Below are 15,847 nucleotides of genomic sequence, written 5' to 3'. Positions count from 1 at the left end.
TTTTGTCGAATAAAATCAACCTTTTCGATAAATCTCCATTAAGGAGCGTGCAATATTTTCGTCCTCGAAGTTTTTTGAATGCTCGAAACCCTTTCTAACTCTGCGTTTTCTTTCAGATTCATTATTCCACAGAAAGAGAATTTTCGCACGGAGATCATCAACATTTTCGGGATTCACATACATGGAATCTTTTCCACCTGCTTCAGGCAGCGAACTGATATTTCCCGTGATCACTGGAGTTCCCGAAAAAAGCGACTCGATGATTGGTATTCCGAAACCTTCAAAAAAACTGGGGTACACGAAAATTTCCGCTAAACGGTAAATGGCAGCAAGCTCCTCCATCGAAACATTTTCGAGAAAATGAACCTGGTTATGTAGTTTATTTTTGACAAGAAATTTCTCAATCTTCTTAAAATATTTGGTTTTCTTTCCCACAACAACCAACGGAATATCGGTCCCACTGATTGCTTTCACAATGTTCAGCAGATTTTTGCGAGGTTCTATTGTTCCTACGTTCAGGATAAATCTGTCGGGAAGCGAAAATTTTTCCTTGGTTGCGGCAAGAAACTCGGGAAAAATAAATTCCTTGAAAGCTTTATGGCAACCTTGGTAAACCACCTCGATTTTTTGTTCGGGAACTTTCAGAAATTCGACGATGTCCTTTTTGGTCTGCTCAGAAATTGCAATAATCAGATCGGCTTGTTGCGCGGCTTTCTTAAATTTCCAAAAATGCATTTTTCGGTCAAAGAAACTGTAATATTCGGGAAACCTCAGAAATATCAGATCGTGGATGGTAACGATCTTTTTGATGGGTTTGTCGTTCCATTTTAGGGGAATTTCGCCAGAAAGTCCGTGGAAAATCTCAGCGCCGAGATTTTGGGCATCGATTCCCATTTTGAGCTGTCGTGAAAAATTACCTTTCGACGTCGGAACGAAAGTCACATTCGGATGCGAAAGGATTTCTTTTCCTCTTTCGGATTTGTTTTTATTCAGCAAAAAATATTGGTTCGTCGGAAAGTAGGAAGCTAGAATCCTCACCAAATCCCGTGAATAGTTGCCTAAACCCGAACTGTTGTTGAAAAATCTTTTACCGTCGAAAGCGATTTTCATTCAGCAAAACTTTTAGAAATTTTTTGAGCGGATGATGTAGTTCGGCCGTTCCTTCACCTGTTTGAAAATTTTCCCGAGATAGATCCCGATAATTCCCAAAATAATCAGCTGGATTCCGCCAAAGAAAACCACCGTGATAATCAGTGATGCCCATCCTGAAATCTCCGTCTTCGAAACAAACGAGTGAATCACATAAATCCCATATCCGAGCACAGCGAAAACAGAAAACAGAAATCCCAGATAAGCCGCCAAATACAGAGGTTTCACACTAAACGCCGTAATTCCGGTAAAAGCAAACTTCATCATTTTTTTTAGATTGTAGCTGCTTTCGCCACTCGCTCTTTCTCCAGCTGTGAAATGAATTCCCGTTTGTCGGAAACCCATCCAATTCGAAAGTCCACGGAGGAAAATGTCTGCTTCATTCATATTCCGCATTACATCAACGACCGACGAATCCATTAACCGAAAATCTGAACCGCCACCTTCTTTCAGATTCACGTCAGAAATCACTGACAACAGTTTATAATAAAGATCAGAAGTTTTCCTCTTGAACGCCGAAATCTGTTTCGGATAAGTCCTGATCGTATAAACGATATCAAAACCTTCTTCCCATTTCTTGATCATTTCCGGAATCAATTCCGGTGGATGCTGCAAATCGGCATCCATAGAAATCACCGCGTTTCCATTGGCAAAATCCATTCCCGCTTTCACCGCAGGTTGATGTCCGAAATTCCTTGAAAACTCGATGTATTTTACTTCCTCAAATTTTTCGGCAAGCTCCACAAGTTTCTGTTGGGTATTATCGCGGCTACCGTCATTCACAAAGATAATTTCGAAACGATAATTTTCGAGTCCGGAAAACACTTCCTTAATCCTTTGATGAATCAAAGAAACATTGCCTTCTTCATTGTGGGCGGGAATGACAATTGAGATTTTCTTCACTTCTGGAAATTAGGTAAGTTGATAATCTTTCTCGAAATCCATGGTCATCAGTTCGTAAATAATCCTGAACCACACTATGCAGCACGGCAACGCCTTCAGGGAATATTTCATGATGTAGTTTTCCTTGATAAATTTCGGGAATAAATCCGAGAAACCAAAACAGGTCAAAACGATTACAAAGACCAGCATTCCTATTACTAAAGGTGTTTTCTCTTTTTGAATAATGAACCAGATCATCACTCCCGAAACAGCGATGATGTATGTCGGCGATTCAGAACCTGAACTGAAAAGCACGATGAACAGAAGCGTTGAAGCCAATATCATCAGCTGGAAAGCCAAATGTTTATACTGTTTGATTCGCAGATAAGGCAAACCAAAAACCAAAATCCCCGGAATCAGAAATGTAAAGTTGGAAATATCTGCATTTCCGGTAACTCTTCTCACAATCCCCATTAATGAATAATCCTGACGATTTCCTAAAACCTGGTTGGAGAGATTTTTCTCCGACAGCGACTGATACCAATCCGCATACGACTGCAAACCGAAATGCGGACTCGAAAGCAGCATCGGCAAAACCAAAAACAATATTCCGAAACCGATGAACGATAAGATGAATTTAGTTTTATTCTTAATGAAGAAAAACGCTGAAAGTCCCGCAATTCCGTAGAGTTTTACAAAAAATCCAATCAGAATTGCAACGGCGGATTTTGTTTCTTTCCGTTCATAAATATAAACTGCGGAAAGGATCAGCAAACCGGTCAGCGCGATATTGAACTGTAAACTTACCGCCGCCGTGATGAATTCCTGCAAACAAAGCCAGGCAAAAAATGCCTTCTTCTGCGATGAAAACGGGAGTTTATGAATCGCAAAAAGAAAAACCAGTGTATTGGCAATATTCCACAAAACGATTCCCAGCCAATCGGGTAAAATCGCAAACGGTGCAATCAAAACGCTGAAGAAAACTCCGTAATGGTTGGAATCCCAATGTACATCGGGATACTGAAGGTAAATATTGTTCTGCGCCACCGTATTGGTGAAAACATTTCTGAAGATCAGATAATTGTTGTAATTAAGTGGGCCGTTCAGATATTTCAACACCGCGGAAATCGCAGAAACCAAAAGATAAATCCCAAAAATATACTTAGGATTCGAAATAAATTTTAAGAATTTATCTTTCAAGATGGTAGAATTGTAATCTTAAACGGAAACGTTGTTTTCCCTCAAAGCGTCGTTCAGAGAAGTTTTCTTGTCAGTCGATTCTTTCCTTTTCCCAATAATCAGCGCACATGGAACCTGATATTCGCCTGCGGGAAATTCTTTGGTATAACTTCCCGGAATCACGACGGATCTTGCAGGAACTCTTCCCTTGATCTCCACTGGATCGTCTCCGGTCACGTCGATAATTTTTGTTGAAGCGGTCAAGACTACATTTGCACCCAAAACAGCTTCTTTTTCCACATGAACTCCTTCCACAACGATGCATCTTGAACCCACAAAAACATTGTCTTCGATAATCACGGGTGCTGCTTGAAGCGGCTCCAAAACACCACCGATTCCAACTCCTCCACTCAAGTGCACATCCTTTCCGATCTGCGCGCAGCTTCCAACTGTAGCCCAAGTATCGACCATCGTCCCTGAATCAACATAAGCGCCGATATTCACATAAGAAGGCATCATGATCACTCCCGGTGCGATATACGCGCCTTCGCGAGCGACTGCGTGTGGAACAACGCGAACTCCTTTTTCCGCATAGTTTCTTTTCAGCGGCATTTTATCATGGAATTCGAAAGGACCCACTTCGATCGTCTCCATTTTCTGGATTGGGAAATACATTACCACTGCTTTCTTCACCCATTCATTTACTTTCCAACCATTTTCGGTAGGTTCCGCAACACGAAGTTCACCCAAATCCAACTGGCGAATCACTTCACGGATTGCTTTCTGGCTTTCTTCATTCTGTAGCAATTCTCGGTTATCCCAAATATTTTCGATGGTTTCCTTTAACATAACTGTTTTATATTGAAATTAATTTTTTGTCTGACTATAAATTCGGGGGCAAAAATACGAATTAAGGATTAATAAGAAACCAAAAAAACGTTTGCTTAAAGCACTCTTCTCGCGAACAAAAAGGCGTTGTTCCAATATTTTTCGTTTAGGGAAGAGATAATTACACCCTTGGAAGTTGAGGAATGGATGAAAGAAATCTCTCCATCGCTTGCGATATCGCTGATCATCCCAACGTGCGAAACACGGGTTCCACCGGAGGTAGCAAAGAATAACAAATCCCCTGGCTTCGTATCACTGATATCGATCCTTTTCCCTTCCAAAGCAATATCGGAAGATCTTCGCGGTAATTTCATATTATTTTCATCAAAAACCCTGCTCACCAAACCAGAACAATCGAAACCTGCAGGAGTATTCCCTGCGTATCGGTAAGGTGCTCCCAAATATTTTTTTGCATCTTTGATCAGATTCTGAACAACCTTAGAATTCGATCCAGAGAAGTCCGATTCCAAATCTCTTAAATTCGTCGGCTTCTTAGAAACAGTTGTGCTAGTATTTTTTTTCTTGGCAACTACTTTTTTTGAACTCCCACAGGAAAGCAAAACTCCCGCGGAAAATAAGATCATCAAATACTTTTTCACTTCTACTTAATTGATTTTCCCAAAAATAGCAAATTAATTTTCATCAAACACAATTTGGTTTGATTAATTGGGCATTTACAGTGATTTTTGACGTTCGTAACCCACTAAATTGTAATTTTGCAGGATGACCATTCTCGAATACAAACGGTACTTCAAAAAAGAACTTTCCACTATCTATACAGAATCTGAAAGCGCTGAACTATTCTCAATTTTTGTTTTTAAAACAGTGGGATTCGACAGATTCCAGCAGCGACGATTCATGCACCAACATTTACAGGAAAGCCATAAGGAAGATTTGCATCACGCGTTGACTCTTTTGAAAACCGGCAAACCTTTCCAACAAATTTTGGGAGAAACCGAATTTTACGGGATGAAATTTTTTGTTGATGAGCATGTTCTGATTCCACGACCGGAAACCGAGGAACTTCTTGAACTGGCGATTTATCAGATTGAACAGAATTTGCCCGAAAACGAAAGCATAAAGATTCTCGATATTGGCACAGGAAGCGGAATAATCCCTATTGTCTTAAAGAAACTTTTTCACAAAGCCGAACTATTTGGCTTGGATTATTCTAAAGAAGCGCTTGAAACAGCTAAAAGAAACGCCCAACTGCACGATGTGAAAATTGAATGGCTCTACCAAAATTACCTGGAATGGAAACCTAATCTAAAGTACGATCTCATCATCTCGAATCCGCCGTACATTGGGAGAGATGAAGTGGATGAAATTGCCGACTCCGTGAAGGAATTCGAACCTAAAATGGCGCTGTTCTCTCCTACTTCCGACCCGCTTGTTTTCTACAGAAAAATCGAGAACGACTGCACCGAACACCTCACAGAAAATGGAATGGTTTTTTTGGAAATCAACCAAAAATTGGGGCAGGAAACTTTGGAGTTGTTCAAGCCGATTTTATCTGAAGTAAAGCTGGTAAAGGATATTTCGGGAAACGAACGGTTTGTTTGGGGGAAGAAGTAGAGGTAAACGGTGATTTGTGTTTGGCGCGAGCGAAGCGAGCGCCGAAAAGTCCTTTTGTCCCGGCAAAGAAGAAATGAAAAGAGTTCTTAGCCCCGATTGAAACGAAAATCCCGCAGCGACGACGAAGGAGGAGCGAGGAATTGCAGTGGAAAGCGGGTGGAATCTTCGAGACACGACGAAACCTTGTAGCTCCCAAAAAATTACCCGATCCTTTTCTTCACGAAAACCTGATATGCCATATAAATCAACGGAAGCGCCATGATCCCGAGGAAAAGCGAGTTTTCTATTGCACGTTCCGGCTGCAGTGCGACCGCGTAAACCAACCCGAAAAATGCGCCTCCCAAATGTGCGGCATGACCTATATTGTCGTGCTGCTGCGGATTGAGCATCATGTAAACCGAATACCCGAAATAGAGTAACCCAAAAATGTAGCCCGGAATCGGAATCGGAATGAAGAAAAAGTAGATTCCCAAATCCGGAATCATCGCGATGGATGCGAACAAAATCCCTGAAACTCCACCACTTGCGCCGATTGCGGAATACCACGATTGGTTTTTGTACAGGTAAAGCGAGAAGATGTTTCCTAAAAGGATTGAGCCAAAATAAACGACGAGAAATCCGAGTTCGCCAAACGCCTGAATCACGATGGGACCGAAGAAATACAGCGTCATCATGTTGAAGAGCAAGTGCATTAAATCGGCGTGAAGGAAACCTGCAGATATTAACCGGATGTATTCTTTGTTGCCAAGAATCGCGCCCACATTGAATTTGTACTTCTCGAAAAGTCGGGTATTGTTGAACGCCACGTAACTGATGATTGCTGTCGCGGCGATGATGATCAGAAGGATCGAGTTCATATTGTATTATAAATAAAAAGTTTCAGCGGTGTGAAACTTTGTGGTGGTTAAACGATTTCTGAAGTCAAGCTTCTCGAGATCAACTTTTCATGCATCGGTTTCAAAAGGTCGAGTGAGCCGGTTTTCACGGTGCATTTTCCTTTGTAATGAACCAAAAGCGTACACTGTTCCGCCTGTTCCAATGTGTGTCCGCAGATTTCGATGAGGGATTCGATCACGAAGTCGAAAGTGTTGACATCGTCGTTCCACAGAACAAGTTTATAGACCTCGTCCTCCATTTCGAGGACATCGACGTCTTCCTGATGTTCCCTTTTTGGATCTTCGTAATTCCTGGAAAAATTTATGTTTTTGAACATTTTTTACTTTTTGATCTTAATGATACGTGGTGAATTTTGACACGCGATAAATCGTGTCTCTACAGGTCGCCGATTTCGTCGGAAATTTCGGCCACAATCGATGGTTCCTCGTAAACCAATTCTACTAAATCAACGCTTTTGTTGTTCATTTTCAGAATTTTGAAATGATAATCGTTGATGTTGAATTCCTGGTTTTCTTCAGGGATTTCTTCCAATTCGTGAAGGATGAATCCCGCCAAAGTGTTGTATTCATTATCCTCAGAAAGCGGAAAATCTTTCGGAAGATACTCGTTGATTTCGTCCAAAGGTTGTGTTGCCTGTACCCAGAACACGTTCTCCCCGACTTTGTCCACGATTTTTTCTTCGTCGTCTTCCTCGTCCTGAATTTCGCCTACCAGTTCCTCCAGAATATCTTCGAGCGTAATGATTCCCTCGGTTCCGCCGAACTCATCTATGACTACAGCCAAATGCTGCTTTTTCTGCTGGAACACTTTAAGAAGATCTGAAATCTTTTTACTGCCCACGACGAAAAATGCCTCTCTCATCAAATTCTTCAAATCTTCGTGGGTTAGGTTTCCTTTTCTTCTTACGTATTCGCGGATGATTTCCTTGGCATATAAAACGCCGACCACATTATCGATGGAATCTTTGTACACCGGAAGTCGCGAGTAACCACCGTCCATGATTTTATTGATGATTTCTTCCACTGGCTCCTCGATATCGACGGAAGAAATGTTCTGTCTCGGAACCATGATCTGCTTTGCGGAATGGTCGGTAAAATCAAAAGCGTTCTTGATGATTTCGTAGTTCTCCTCCTCTATTTCACCTGAATCCGCGGATTGCTTTACCAATAGCTGCAACTCCTCAGTAGAGTGAATTTCCTGCTCGGAAGCGGGGTGAATTTTAATTAACCTCAAGAATGCGTTTGACATGAGGTTCATCGACCAAATGAATGGTTTGAATACCGTATAAAAAACTCTGAGCGGAACCGCGATCGCCATTGTCGTAGGTTCTGACTTCCTGATTGCGATGGATTTAGGAATTAACTCCCCGAAAACAATGTGCATTACCGTAATGACAAGGAAACTGAGAACCAGCGAGATGGTGGTGACTGTAGTTTGATCGATTGCAAAGTTGAAGTAAACAAAAATCTTTTCGATCATATGGTGCATCGCGCTTTCGCCGACCCAACCTAAAGCAAGTGAAGCCAAGGTAATCCCGAGTTGCGTAGCAGAAAGGTATTCATCAAGATGTTTGATGATATGCTCTGCCTGTTTTGCCATCGAGTGACCGTCGGCTGCTTTGAGCTGGATTTGGGAGTAACGAACTTTAACGATTGAGAATTCTGCGGCTACGAAAAAACCATTGAGTAGTACTAAAAATAAAGCTAATAAAAGCTTGACGACGTCCGAGTCCATTTAGAGATTTAAAAATATTTTTTGCAAAGATATTCTTTTTTTTTTAATGATAACTTATTGATTATTAATCAAAAAAAGCAAAGCCGAAAATCGACTTTGCCCAGTTAACACCATTATAAAAAAACCACTACCTGTTGATTAACAGTTTTTTGTTGTATGTTTTCCCCTCGTCATCTATGATTTTTACCGAATAAACTCCTGAAAGCGCGTTTATTCTATATCTTTGTCTTGAAGTATTTTCGTACGGAACTTTAACCCCGTCTGCTGAATAAACTTCTATCATTTTTATTTCACTTTTTGATTTGATGGAAAACTCTCCTTTTGATGGGTTTGGAACAATCGAGAACATGGAATCTAAGATATCGCTTGTAGCCAATGCAGCAGTTTTCAAAACAAAGTGGTAAACTGCATTTGGCGCAGCCGAAAAACTAAAAGCATTTCCTACGATATTCTGGATTGGAGCTGCAGAAGTGATATTTCCTCCTGAGTTTTCAACATCGCATAAACAGATGCATTTGTATAACTTTGTATTCCTGACACTGAAATATTTGCAGTTTGGGCAGTTGCTGAGCGATTAATAAGAATAATGTGGACTTTGTTTTCATCATTTCCCTGCAACGAAGAGTATACTGTGAGTTTGCTGTCATCTGAAGAGGTAGCTTTCACATAGGTGTTTCCGAATTTACCGTTGCTTCCGTCATAGTTGGTATACATTCTGTAAGCACCGCCTACATATCTTTTGAGTCGGCCAAAATAAGTTGCGAGGTATACGTTTTTCATTCCAAATGCACCTAACATATCGGCAGAATAAATTCCTGAACTCAAATCTGGAGCATTACCAAGCAGTAATGTCGCGGGTTCCTGATAATAAATTGGCAAGCTGAATCTTCTGCTGACCGTCAACGGTGGTTTTCTTGAAGACCACTTTTATGGTGTTAAGGTTATTGGTATTCGGAAACTCAACTGTAAAACCGGTTCCTTCCTTGTAGTTCGTGTCGGCAACTGTAATTATTCTTTTTGAATTAATCCCATCTACAATAGCTTTGGTTTCGTTTGCTTCATTGATAAAGTAGATCATACCAACTTTTCCTGAAGTTGCATTTGCAGGATCTTTGATAATAATTCCTACCCCGGTATCTTTCAGCTCAGCCGCTGTAATTTTTGCGGGATCTACAACCGGCTCATCAGGAGAATCTGAACTCCCTCTACTACAGGCAGTAATATTAACGACTATAAAAACTGCTAAGATTTTTAATAATACGAAAAGAAATGGACGGGAATCTATCCACTTCGCACTGAGGAAGAAACCTGGCATTTCGGTTGCGGGCAGGACGATATGCTCAACATCCGCAAGGTGAAGGTTGAAAAAATGACGAAAATGAAATACCGGGTTTTCGTGAATTACGACGGAATTATCAAAACAGAAAGCATCGTAAATCTCGTCATTGAAAACGGAAACTATAAAATTGATTACTGCGAAACCAAATTTCTATAACCTATTAACAAATTAAAAAAATATCATGATGAAAACAATCAAACTATTATTCGTAGCCGCGCTGCTTATCCTCACCTTTTCTTGCAGGAATAACAATGAAGAAACACCGCAACCAGAACCTATCTAGATTACCGTCAATGACCTGAAAGGCAAATATATTGTTGGGGAATTTGACTTATCGGGCGACAAAAGACTGGTCGGAATCAGCTTCGAAATCAGCGGGCAACAGAATATTACTCATTTTTTTATCCTAGAGGGGATTTTCTCCTCTACGACCATAAACGACAAAGGAGACGGAACTTTTGACATCATGGCGAATAACGGCGATATTTTGTCTAGGATAAGCATTAAGAAAGATGAGAAGGGAAAAATCTCCTTAGTTTCTGCTTATTACTTTCAGTTCGGGAACTTTTACTTGTTAAAAAACGCGAAGTTCTACGACAAATCAATGTTGCAGGATTTTACACTTAAGAAATATAAAGACATCAACAAAAACTTTTATCTGATATTTGGTCTTGACAAAATGACTCAATCCAATAATCCGAACACGGTTCCCAACCTTACCTTCAACCGATTCGACGATATTGTTGGGTGGAATGTCGGATGGGCTTATTATGGTTTATTTATCCCTGCTGGCGAAACGTACAATAATCTACAGGGACCGCTTATGTTGGGATTTCTTGATGATGGCACAGGGCAGAACAAATATTTCAGGCCGCAGTAGTTTCGTGGCTAAACTGATTACTAAAGTAAACATCATTGAAACTAAAACCTTCATCATACTTCAATGTAAAAGCACCGAAAATTTTCGGTGCTTTTGTATTTGTATTTAAGAAATCTTCCTAAGAATTCTTCAGCGCTTCCGCTCCACCTACAATCTCGAGGATTTCGTTGGTAATCGCAGCTTGACGTGCCTTGTTGTAGAAAATAACGAGGTCGTTTTTCAAAGCTTGAGCGTTGTCCGTCGCTTTGTGCATCGCTGTCATTCTCGCGCCGTGTTCTGATGCTACCGAATCCAAAACAGATTTGTAAACCTGAGTTTTGATTGATTTAGGAATCAACACATCAAGAATTTCTTTCGCATTCGGCTCAAAAATATAGTCGGTGTTGGCATCACCGGCTTTCTCTGCCATTGCGATTGGGAGCACCTGCTCTGTCTTCACTTCCTGCGTTGCCGCGTTGATGAACTTGTTGTAGATCACAAAAACCTTGTCGAAACGACCTTCTCTGTAATCCCTCATCACCTGCTCCATAAAGTTGGAAACACGCTCAAAGCTCATCGAATCGAAAATCGCACTCTGGTTGTCGTAAACATTTCTGCTTCTTCTTACGGCATCATAAACTTTCTTCCCGACAGAAAGTATCTCCACTTCGTGCTGAGAATTGCTGATTTGGTGGTTCAGCTCCTTAATTACGGAAGAGTTGAAAGCACCGGCAAGTCCTTTGTTTGAAGTCACCACGATGAAGAGCACTTTTTTCACTTCTCTTTCAGCGGTGTAGGTTGCAACTTCCTCCAAATCGGTTGTGGAACTTACGTTCTCGATAATTTCCTGCAATTTTTCCGAGTAAGGTCTCAACATTACAATGGCATCGGTTGCTTTCTTTAGTTTCGCTGCCGAAACCATTTTCATCGCACTCGTAATCTGCATTGTAGAAGAGATGGAAGTAATTCTTCCGCGTATTTCCTTTAAATTTGCCATTCCTTAAATAAGGTTTGATATTGTTTGAAAGTTTGACGAATTTGATATTGTTCAAATTACATCAAACAATATCAAATTTCAAACAATTATTTTAGTTGTATTTCGACGCTAAATCTGTTGCCGACTGCTTCAATACATCGGTTACAGCATTGTCAATTTTTCCTGATTTGATCGCAGCCATTGTTTCAGGATGCTTGGTTTTCAAGAATTCGGTGTATTCTTTCATGAATTCTTTTACCTTTCTTACAGGAACATTTCTCAAGAGGTTTTCGGTACCCGCGTAAACCATCGCCACCTGATCTTCAACTCTCAATGGAGAGTTCACCGGCTGTTTCAGGATTTCCACGTTTTTCTCACCTTTAGTAATTACCGCAAGTGTAGAAGCATCGAGGTCGGAACCGAATTTCGCAAACGCTTCCAATTCTTTATACTGAGCTTGGTCAAGTTTCAATGTACCGGAAACTTTTTTCATCGATTTAATCTGAGCGTTACCTCCTACTCTCGATACAGAAATACCTACATTGATTGCAGGACGAACTCCGGAGTTAAATAAATCTGATTCCAAGAAGATCTGTCCGTCGGTAATCGAAATTACGTTGGTCGGGATATATGCGGAAACGTCACCCGCTTGAGTTTCGATAATCGGAAGTGCTGTTAATGAACCGCCACCTTTAACCATTGGTCTCAAAGATTCCGGCAAGTCGTTCATCTGTGAAGCAATGGTGTCGTCAGCAATTACTTTCGCCGCTCTTTCCAACAATCTTGAGTGAAGGTAGAAAACGTCACCCGGATAAGCTTCACGTCCCGGTGGTCTTCTCAAAAGTAGAGAAAGCTCACGGTAAGCTACCGCTTGTTTTGATAAGTCATCATAAATAATCAAAGCAGGTCTTCCTGTATCACGGAAATATTCGCCGATCGCAGCTCCCGCCATTGGTGCGTAAACCTGCATTGGTGAAGGGTCAGAAGCATTTGCAGCTACAACTACGGTATAAGCTAAAGCTCCCTTATCTGCCAATGTTTGAACGATTTGTGCTACAGTAGAACCTTTCTGCCCAACTGCAACATAGATACAGAATACCGGTTGACCAGCATCGTAGAATTCTTTTTGGTTAAGGATCGTGTCGATTGCAACGGTAGTTTTCCCGGTTTGACGGTCACCGATGATCAGCTCTCTCTGTCCCCTTCCGATCGGAATCATGGAGTCGATTGCAACAATCCCTGTTTGAAGCGGCTCGTTTACCGGCTGTCTGAAGATTACACCAGGAGCTTTTCTTTCCAACGGCATTTCATAAAGATCACCAGTAATTGGTCCTTTTCCGTCGATTGGATTTCCGAGGGTATCTACTACTCTTCCCAACATTCCCTCACCAACTTTGATGGATGAAATTCTGTTGGTTCTGTTTACCGTATCACCTTCCTTAACTAATTTTGACTCACCCAGAAGTGCAACACCCACGTTGTCTTCTGCAAGGTTCAGTACGATTCCTTCAATACCGCTCTGGAATTTAACCAGTTCCCCGTACTGAACATTTTCTAAACCGTACACTAAAGCGATACCATCACCGATGGTCAAAACAGTTCCCACTTCTTCCACATTTGCCTGTGTATCGAAGTTTGCCAACTGCTGTTTAAGAATTGCAGACACTTCTGCCGGATTTATTTCTGCCATTTTATGGTTGTTTTTGTCTTAATTTAATTGAAATTCTTTTTTCAGTTTGTTCAGTTTGGTTCTCACTGATGCATCTACTTGCTGGTCGCCGACTCTCAGAATGTACCCACCCAAAATCTCTGGGTTGATAATGGACTTCACGTCGAACTTATTGTCGTGATTAACCAGGTTTGTAGATTTAAGGATATTATTGATATTCTCTCCGGAAAGCTGGGTTGCGGAAGTGAGCGTAATTCTTTGAACTCCGTTCATATCCTCCACTTTGTTGATGAATTCCTGGGCGATATTCTGCAGCTGTCCTTCTCTTCCGTGTTTGATGACCAACTGGATCAGATTTTGCGTAACTGGCGAAAATCCTTTGAAGATCTCACCTGCAACACTTGCTTTCTTCTTCTGCTCGATAATCGGGGAATTGAAGAAATTCTGCAACTCGCGGGAATTGGAGATGGTTTTCACAACGTCGCCCATTTCACCAAAAATCGAATTCGTGCTTCCCGAATCCTGCGTGAAATTAAGCAAACCTTGCGCGTATCTTTTTGCTACTTTAGATGTGAGCATTTTAGTTCAGGTTAGATTTGTTAAGAATATTTTCCACCAAAGCATTCTGCGCTCCGTCGTTGTCAAGCTTTTGCTTCAGGATCGATTCTGCGATGTTTACAGAAAGTGCGCCGATCTGGTTTTTGATATCTGCCATTGCAGCAGTTTTCTCTGCCTGAATCGACTGTCTTGCCTGCTCGATCATTTTGTCGCCTTCCGCTTTTGCAGCGTCTTTGGCTTCACCTACGATTCTGTCTTTGATTTCTCTGGCTTCTTTCAGGATGTTGTCGCGCTCAATCTTCGCTTCACGGATGATGTGCTCGTTTTCAGCTTTCAGGTTCTGTACTTCCTGTTTTGCCAATTTTGCCTGGTTCAGCGAGTCAACGATGGTTACCTCTCTTTCATTCACGGCGTCCATAATTGGTTTCCACGCGAACTTTTTTAGGACAAAAATCAGGATTAGGAATATAACCGACTGAATGATAAATAGACCTGATGAAAAATTTTCTAATAATCCCATAATGAGTTATGATAAAATATTGTAATTGTTTTTTTAATTTTTTAAAAAGATCATCTGCCGTAACCAACCGTTCCCGGCAGATGAAAATTTTGTTTGCAACTTCTTAGTTTACTGCGAACAATGCAGCGAACGCAACCCCTTCTACAAGAGCTGCAGCGATCAACATCGCAGTCTGAAGTTTACCAGCTTGTTCTGGTTGTCTAGCCATACCTTCCAAAGCAGCAGCACCGATCTTACCGATACCGATACCTGTTCCGATTACAACTAAACCTGCACCAATGATTTTTGGCATTTCCATAATATATAATTTTAAAAAATTAGTCTAAATATTTAATTCAAAATTCCGAACTCAAAATTCAAAAAATTGACTTTTTTACTTTGGCTCTTGACTCTATTACCTTGGCTCTTTAATTAATGAGCCCTTCCCTCTTCACCTTCGTGTCCGTGCTCCTCATTTGCCATCCCGAAATATACCGCAGAAAGCATGGTGAAGATATACGCTTGAAGGAACGCTACCAAAACTTCCAGTAAATACAATACGAAAGTCAGGAACGGGAACGCAACTCCTGCGATCACATTTTTGAACACATAAATCAATCCGATCAAACTCATCACGATCAAGTGACCTGCAGACATGTTTGCAAAGAGACGGATCAGAAGCGAGAACGGCTTGATAAACATTCCCAAAACCTCGATCGGCAACATAACCAGTTTCATCGGAATTGGAACTCCCGGCATCCAGAAGATGTGCTGCCAATAGTTTTTGTTAGCTGTAAACTGAGTGATGAAGAATGTGATTAAAGCTAAAGCCAGTGTAATAGCAATATTTCCTGTAACGTTAATTCCGAACGGCATCAAACCGAAAAGGTTCAGGAAAAGGATGAAGAAAAACACGGTAAGCAAGTAGCTCATGTATTTCTTGTAATTGTGCCCGATGTTTGGTTTTGCGATATCGTCTCTCACGAAAAGAATAACGGGTTCCATCAGTTTTCCGAATCCGGAAGGAACAAGAGATTTCTTGTAATTTTTTGCCATCGAACCGAAAATCCAAAGCATCAGAAGTGCAGTCACAAGAATCATTAAAACACTTTTGGTGATCGAGAAATCCCAGACTTTTTCGTTGGTTGCGTGATGGTTTTCATCGTAAGTGATGGTACCTGAAGCGTCGGTTTTTACAATTTTTTCGTGGTAAAGTTTGTAGTGGCCGCCGTTGCTCTCAACAACTTTGTCGCCATCAAATGCTGAACTCATCATTGTGTGGAGTCCGTTCGCAGGATCGTAGAAAATCACAGGAAGCGGGAAACCAATTGGCTTTTCAGTACCGTCGGCTTTTTTCTCAACCATGATGTTGAAGCTGTGCGAATCCAGAAGGTGGTGCTGCTTGAAGGCGTTCACTTCTTCGAGAGACTGCTCCTTTTCAGAAAGGGGTGCGTTTGCTTCAGTTTCATGTGGTGCTGCAGTTGCTGTAGCTGTTTCGTGCTGTGCATTTGCAAGGGAAAATGTCGATAAAAAACCTAATACAAGTACTACTCTTTTCAGCATTGATATATCTTATTTTAAAGTTTTGCAAAAATAGAACAAATTATCAGAATAAAAAAGCCAAAGTTTACTGATTTTTTTCA

19 protein-coding genes are annotated in these 15,847 nt (G+C 41.1%); 2 read left to right on the top strand and 17 right to left on the bottom strand.

Annotation, left to right across the window (positions count from 1 at the left end; genetic code table 11):
- Positions 1 to 15: 15 nt before the first annotated feature.
- From MTP09_RS05425 to MTP09_RS05405, 5 genes are all read right to left on the bottom strand, one after another.
- Positions 16 to 1,110 (bottom strand): glycosyltransferase family 4 protein, encoded by a 1,095-nt coding sequence (locus MTP09_RS05425; RefSeq protein ID WP_243551022.1) that lies wholly within the window; start codon positions 1,108 to 1,110, stop codon positions 16 to 18.
- Positions 1,111 to 1,122: 12 nt separating this feature from the next.
- A complete protein-coding gene (locus tag MTP09_RS05420; protein ID WP_243551021.1) occupies positions 1,123 to 2,052 on the bottom strand; it encodes a glycosyltransferase family 2 protein in 930 nt (309 codons plus the stop codon).
- A gap of 9 nt (positions 2,053 to 2,061) precedes the next feature.
- Positions 2,062 to 3,231, bottom strand: a complete 1,170-nt coding sequence (locus tag MTP09_RS05415) for a glycosyltransferase family 87 protein (protein WP_243551020.1) — start codon at positions 3,229 to 3,231, stop codon at positions 2,062 to 2,064.
- Positions 3,232 to 3,249: 18 nt separating this feature from the next.
- Positions 3,250 to 4,059 carry a 2,3,4,5-tetrahydropyridine-2,6-dicarboxylate N-succinyltransferase gene (locus MTP09_RS05410; protein ID WP_243551019.1) on the bottom strand — a complete coding sequence of 270 codons (810 nt, stop codon included), beginning with the start codon at positions 4,057 to 4,059 and terminating at the stop codon, positions 3,250 to 3,252.
- Positions 4,060 to 4,154: 95 nt separating this feature from the next.
- The gene (locus MTP09_RS05405) at positions 4,155 to 4,682 is read right to left on the bottom strand and encodes a C40 family peptidase (protein WP_243551018.1); all 528 of its coding nucleotides are present in this window, start codon (positions 4,680 to 4,682) and stop codon (positions 4,155 to 4,157) included.
- A gap of 139 nt (positions 4,683 to 4,821) precedes the next feature.
- Here MTP09_RS05405 and prmC point away from each other — a divergent pair, with 139 nt between their 5' ends.
- Positions 4,822 to 5,673: a peptide chain release factor N(5)-glutamine methyltransferase gene (gene prmC / locus MTP09_RS05400; RefSeq protein WP_243551017.1), complete on the top strand. Its 852-nt coding sequence runs from the start codon at positions 4,822 to 4,824 to the stop codon at positions 5,671 to 5,673.
- A gap of 200 nt (positions 5,674 to 5,873) precedes the next feature.
- Here the strand turns inward: prmC and MTP09_RS05395 are convergent, their stop codons facing one another.
- The 6 genes from MTP09_RS05395 to MTP09_RS05370 form a co-directional block, all read right to left on the bottom strand.
- Positions 5,874 to 6,530, bottom strand: a complete 657-nt coding sequence (locus MTP09_RS05395; protein WP_243551016.1) for a rhomboid family intramembrane serine protease — start codon at positions 6,528 to 6,530, stop codon at positions 5,874 to 5,876.
- 47 nt (positions 6,531 to 6,577) lie between these two features.
- A complete protein-coding gene (locus tag MTP09_RS05390) occupies positions 6,578 to 6,886 on the bottom strand; it encodes an ATP-dependent Clp protease adaptor ClpS (protein WP_243551015.1) in 309 nt (102 codons plus the stop codon).
- Between the two features lie 59 nt (positions 6,887 to 6,945).
- Positions 6,946 to 8,304 (bottom strand): hemolysin family protein, encoded by a 1,359-nt coding sequence (locus MTP09_RS05385; protein ID WP_243551014.1) that lies wholly within the window; start codon positions 8,302 to 8,304, stop codon positions 6,946 to 6,948.
- Positions 8,305 to 8,431: 127 nt separating this feature from the next.
- Complete coding sequence (locus MTP09_RS05380) at positions 8,432 to 8,680, bottom strand: T9SS type A sorting domain-containing protein (RefSeq protein WP_243551013.1); 249 nt, start codon at positions 8,678 to 8,680, stop codon at positions 8,432 to 8,434.
- A 65-nt stretch (positions 8,681 to 8,745) separates the two neighbouring features.
- Positions 8,746 to 9,084: a hypothetical protein gene (locus tag MTP09_RS05375; RefSeq protein ID WP_243551012.1), complete on the bottom strand. Its 339-nt coding sequence runs from the start codon at positions 9,082 to 9,084 to the stop codon at positions 8,746 to 8,748.
- A 55-nt stretch (positions 9,085 to 9,139) separates the two neighbouring features.
- The gene (locus MTP09_RS05370) at positions 9,140 to 9,619 is read right to left on the bottom strand and encodes a hypothetical protein (protein WP_243551011.1); all 480 of its coding nucleotides are present in this window, start codon (positions 9,617 to 9,619) and stop codon (positions 9,140 to 9,142) included.
- Between the two features lie 490 nt (positions 9,620 to 10,109).
- Here MTP09_RS05370 and MTP09_RS05365 point away from each other — a divergent pair, with 490 nt between their 5' ends.
- Positions 10,110 to 10,523 carry a hypothetical protein gene (locus MTP09_RS05365; RefSeq protein WP_243551010.1) on the top strand — a complete coding sequence of 138 codons (414 nt, stop codon included), beginning with the start codon at positions 10,110 to 10,112 and terminating at the stop codon, positions 10,521 to 10,523.
- A gap of 118 nt (positions 10,524 to 10,641) precedes the next feature.
- On the opposite strand, the gene atpG is transcribed toward MTP09_RS05365, so the two are convergent.
- From atpG to atpB, 6 genes are all read right to left on the bottom strand, one after another.
- Entirely contained in the window at positions 10,642 to 11,499 is an 858-nt protein-coding gene (gene atpG, locus MTP09_RS05360; RefSeq protein ID WP_243551009.1) for an ATP synthase F1 subunit gamma, read from the bottom strand.
- A 91-nt stretch (positions 11,500 to 11,590) separates the two neighbouring features.
- Positions 11,591 to 13,168, bottom strand: coding sequence for a F0F1 ATP synthase subunit alpha (atpA, locus tag MTP09_RS05355; RefSeq protein WP_243551008.1), 1,578 nt, complete (start codon positions 13,166 to 13,168; stop codon positions 11,591 to 11,593).
- Between the two features lie 18 nt (positions 13,169 to 13,186).
- Positions 13,187 to 13,726 carry an ATP synthase F1 subunit delta gene (atpH, locus tag MTP09_RS05350; RefSeq protein WP_243551007.1) on the bottom strand — a complete coding sequence of 180 codons (540 nt, stop codon included), beginning with the start codon at positions 13,724 to 13,726 and terminating at the stop codon, positions 13,187 to 13,189.
- A gap of 1 nt (position 13,727) precedes the next feature.
- Positions 13,728 to 14,225 (bottom strand): F0F1 ATP synthase subunit B, encoded by a 498-nt coding sequence (atpF, locus tag MTP09_RS05345; RefSeq protein ID WP_243551005.1) that lies wholly within the window; start codon positions 14,223 to 14,225, stop codon positions 13,728 to 13,730.
- A gap of 103 nt (positions 14,226 to 14,328) precedes the next feature.
- A complete protein-coding gene (gene atpE, locus MTP09_RS05340) occupies positions 14,329 to 14,523 on the bottom strand; it encodes an ATP synthase F0 subunit C (protein ID WP_224136505.1) in 195 nt (64 codons plus the stop codon).
- Between the two features lie 113 nt (positions 14,524 to 14,636).
- The gene (gene atpB, locus MTP09_RS05335) at positions 14,637 to 15,767 is read right to left on the bottom strand and encodes a F0F1 ATP synthase subunit A (RefSeq protein WP_243551004.1); all 1,131 of its coding nucleotides are present in this window, start codon (positions 15,765 to 15,767) and stop codon (positions 14,637 to 14,639) included.
- Between the last annotated feature and the right edge of the window lie 80 nt (positions 15,768 to 15,847).

It is taken from the genome of Chryseobacterium suipulveris (assembly GCF_022811685.1).
GTDB lineage: Bacteria > Bacteroidota > Bacteroidia > Flavobacteriales > Weeksellaceae > Kaistella > Kaistella suipulveris.
Note: the sequence above shows the minus strand (reverse complement) of the source record. Positions and strands in the feature narration are given on the sequence as shown.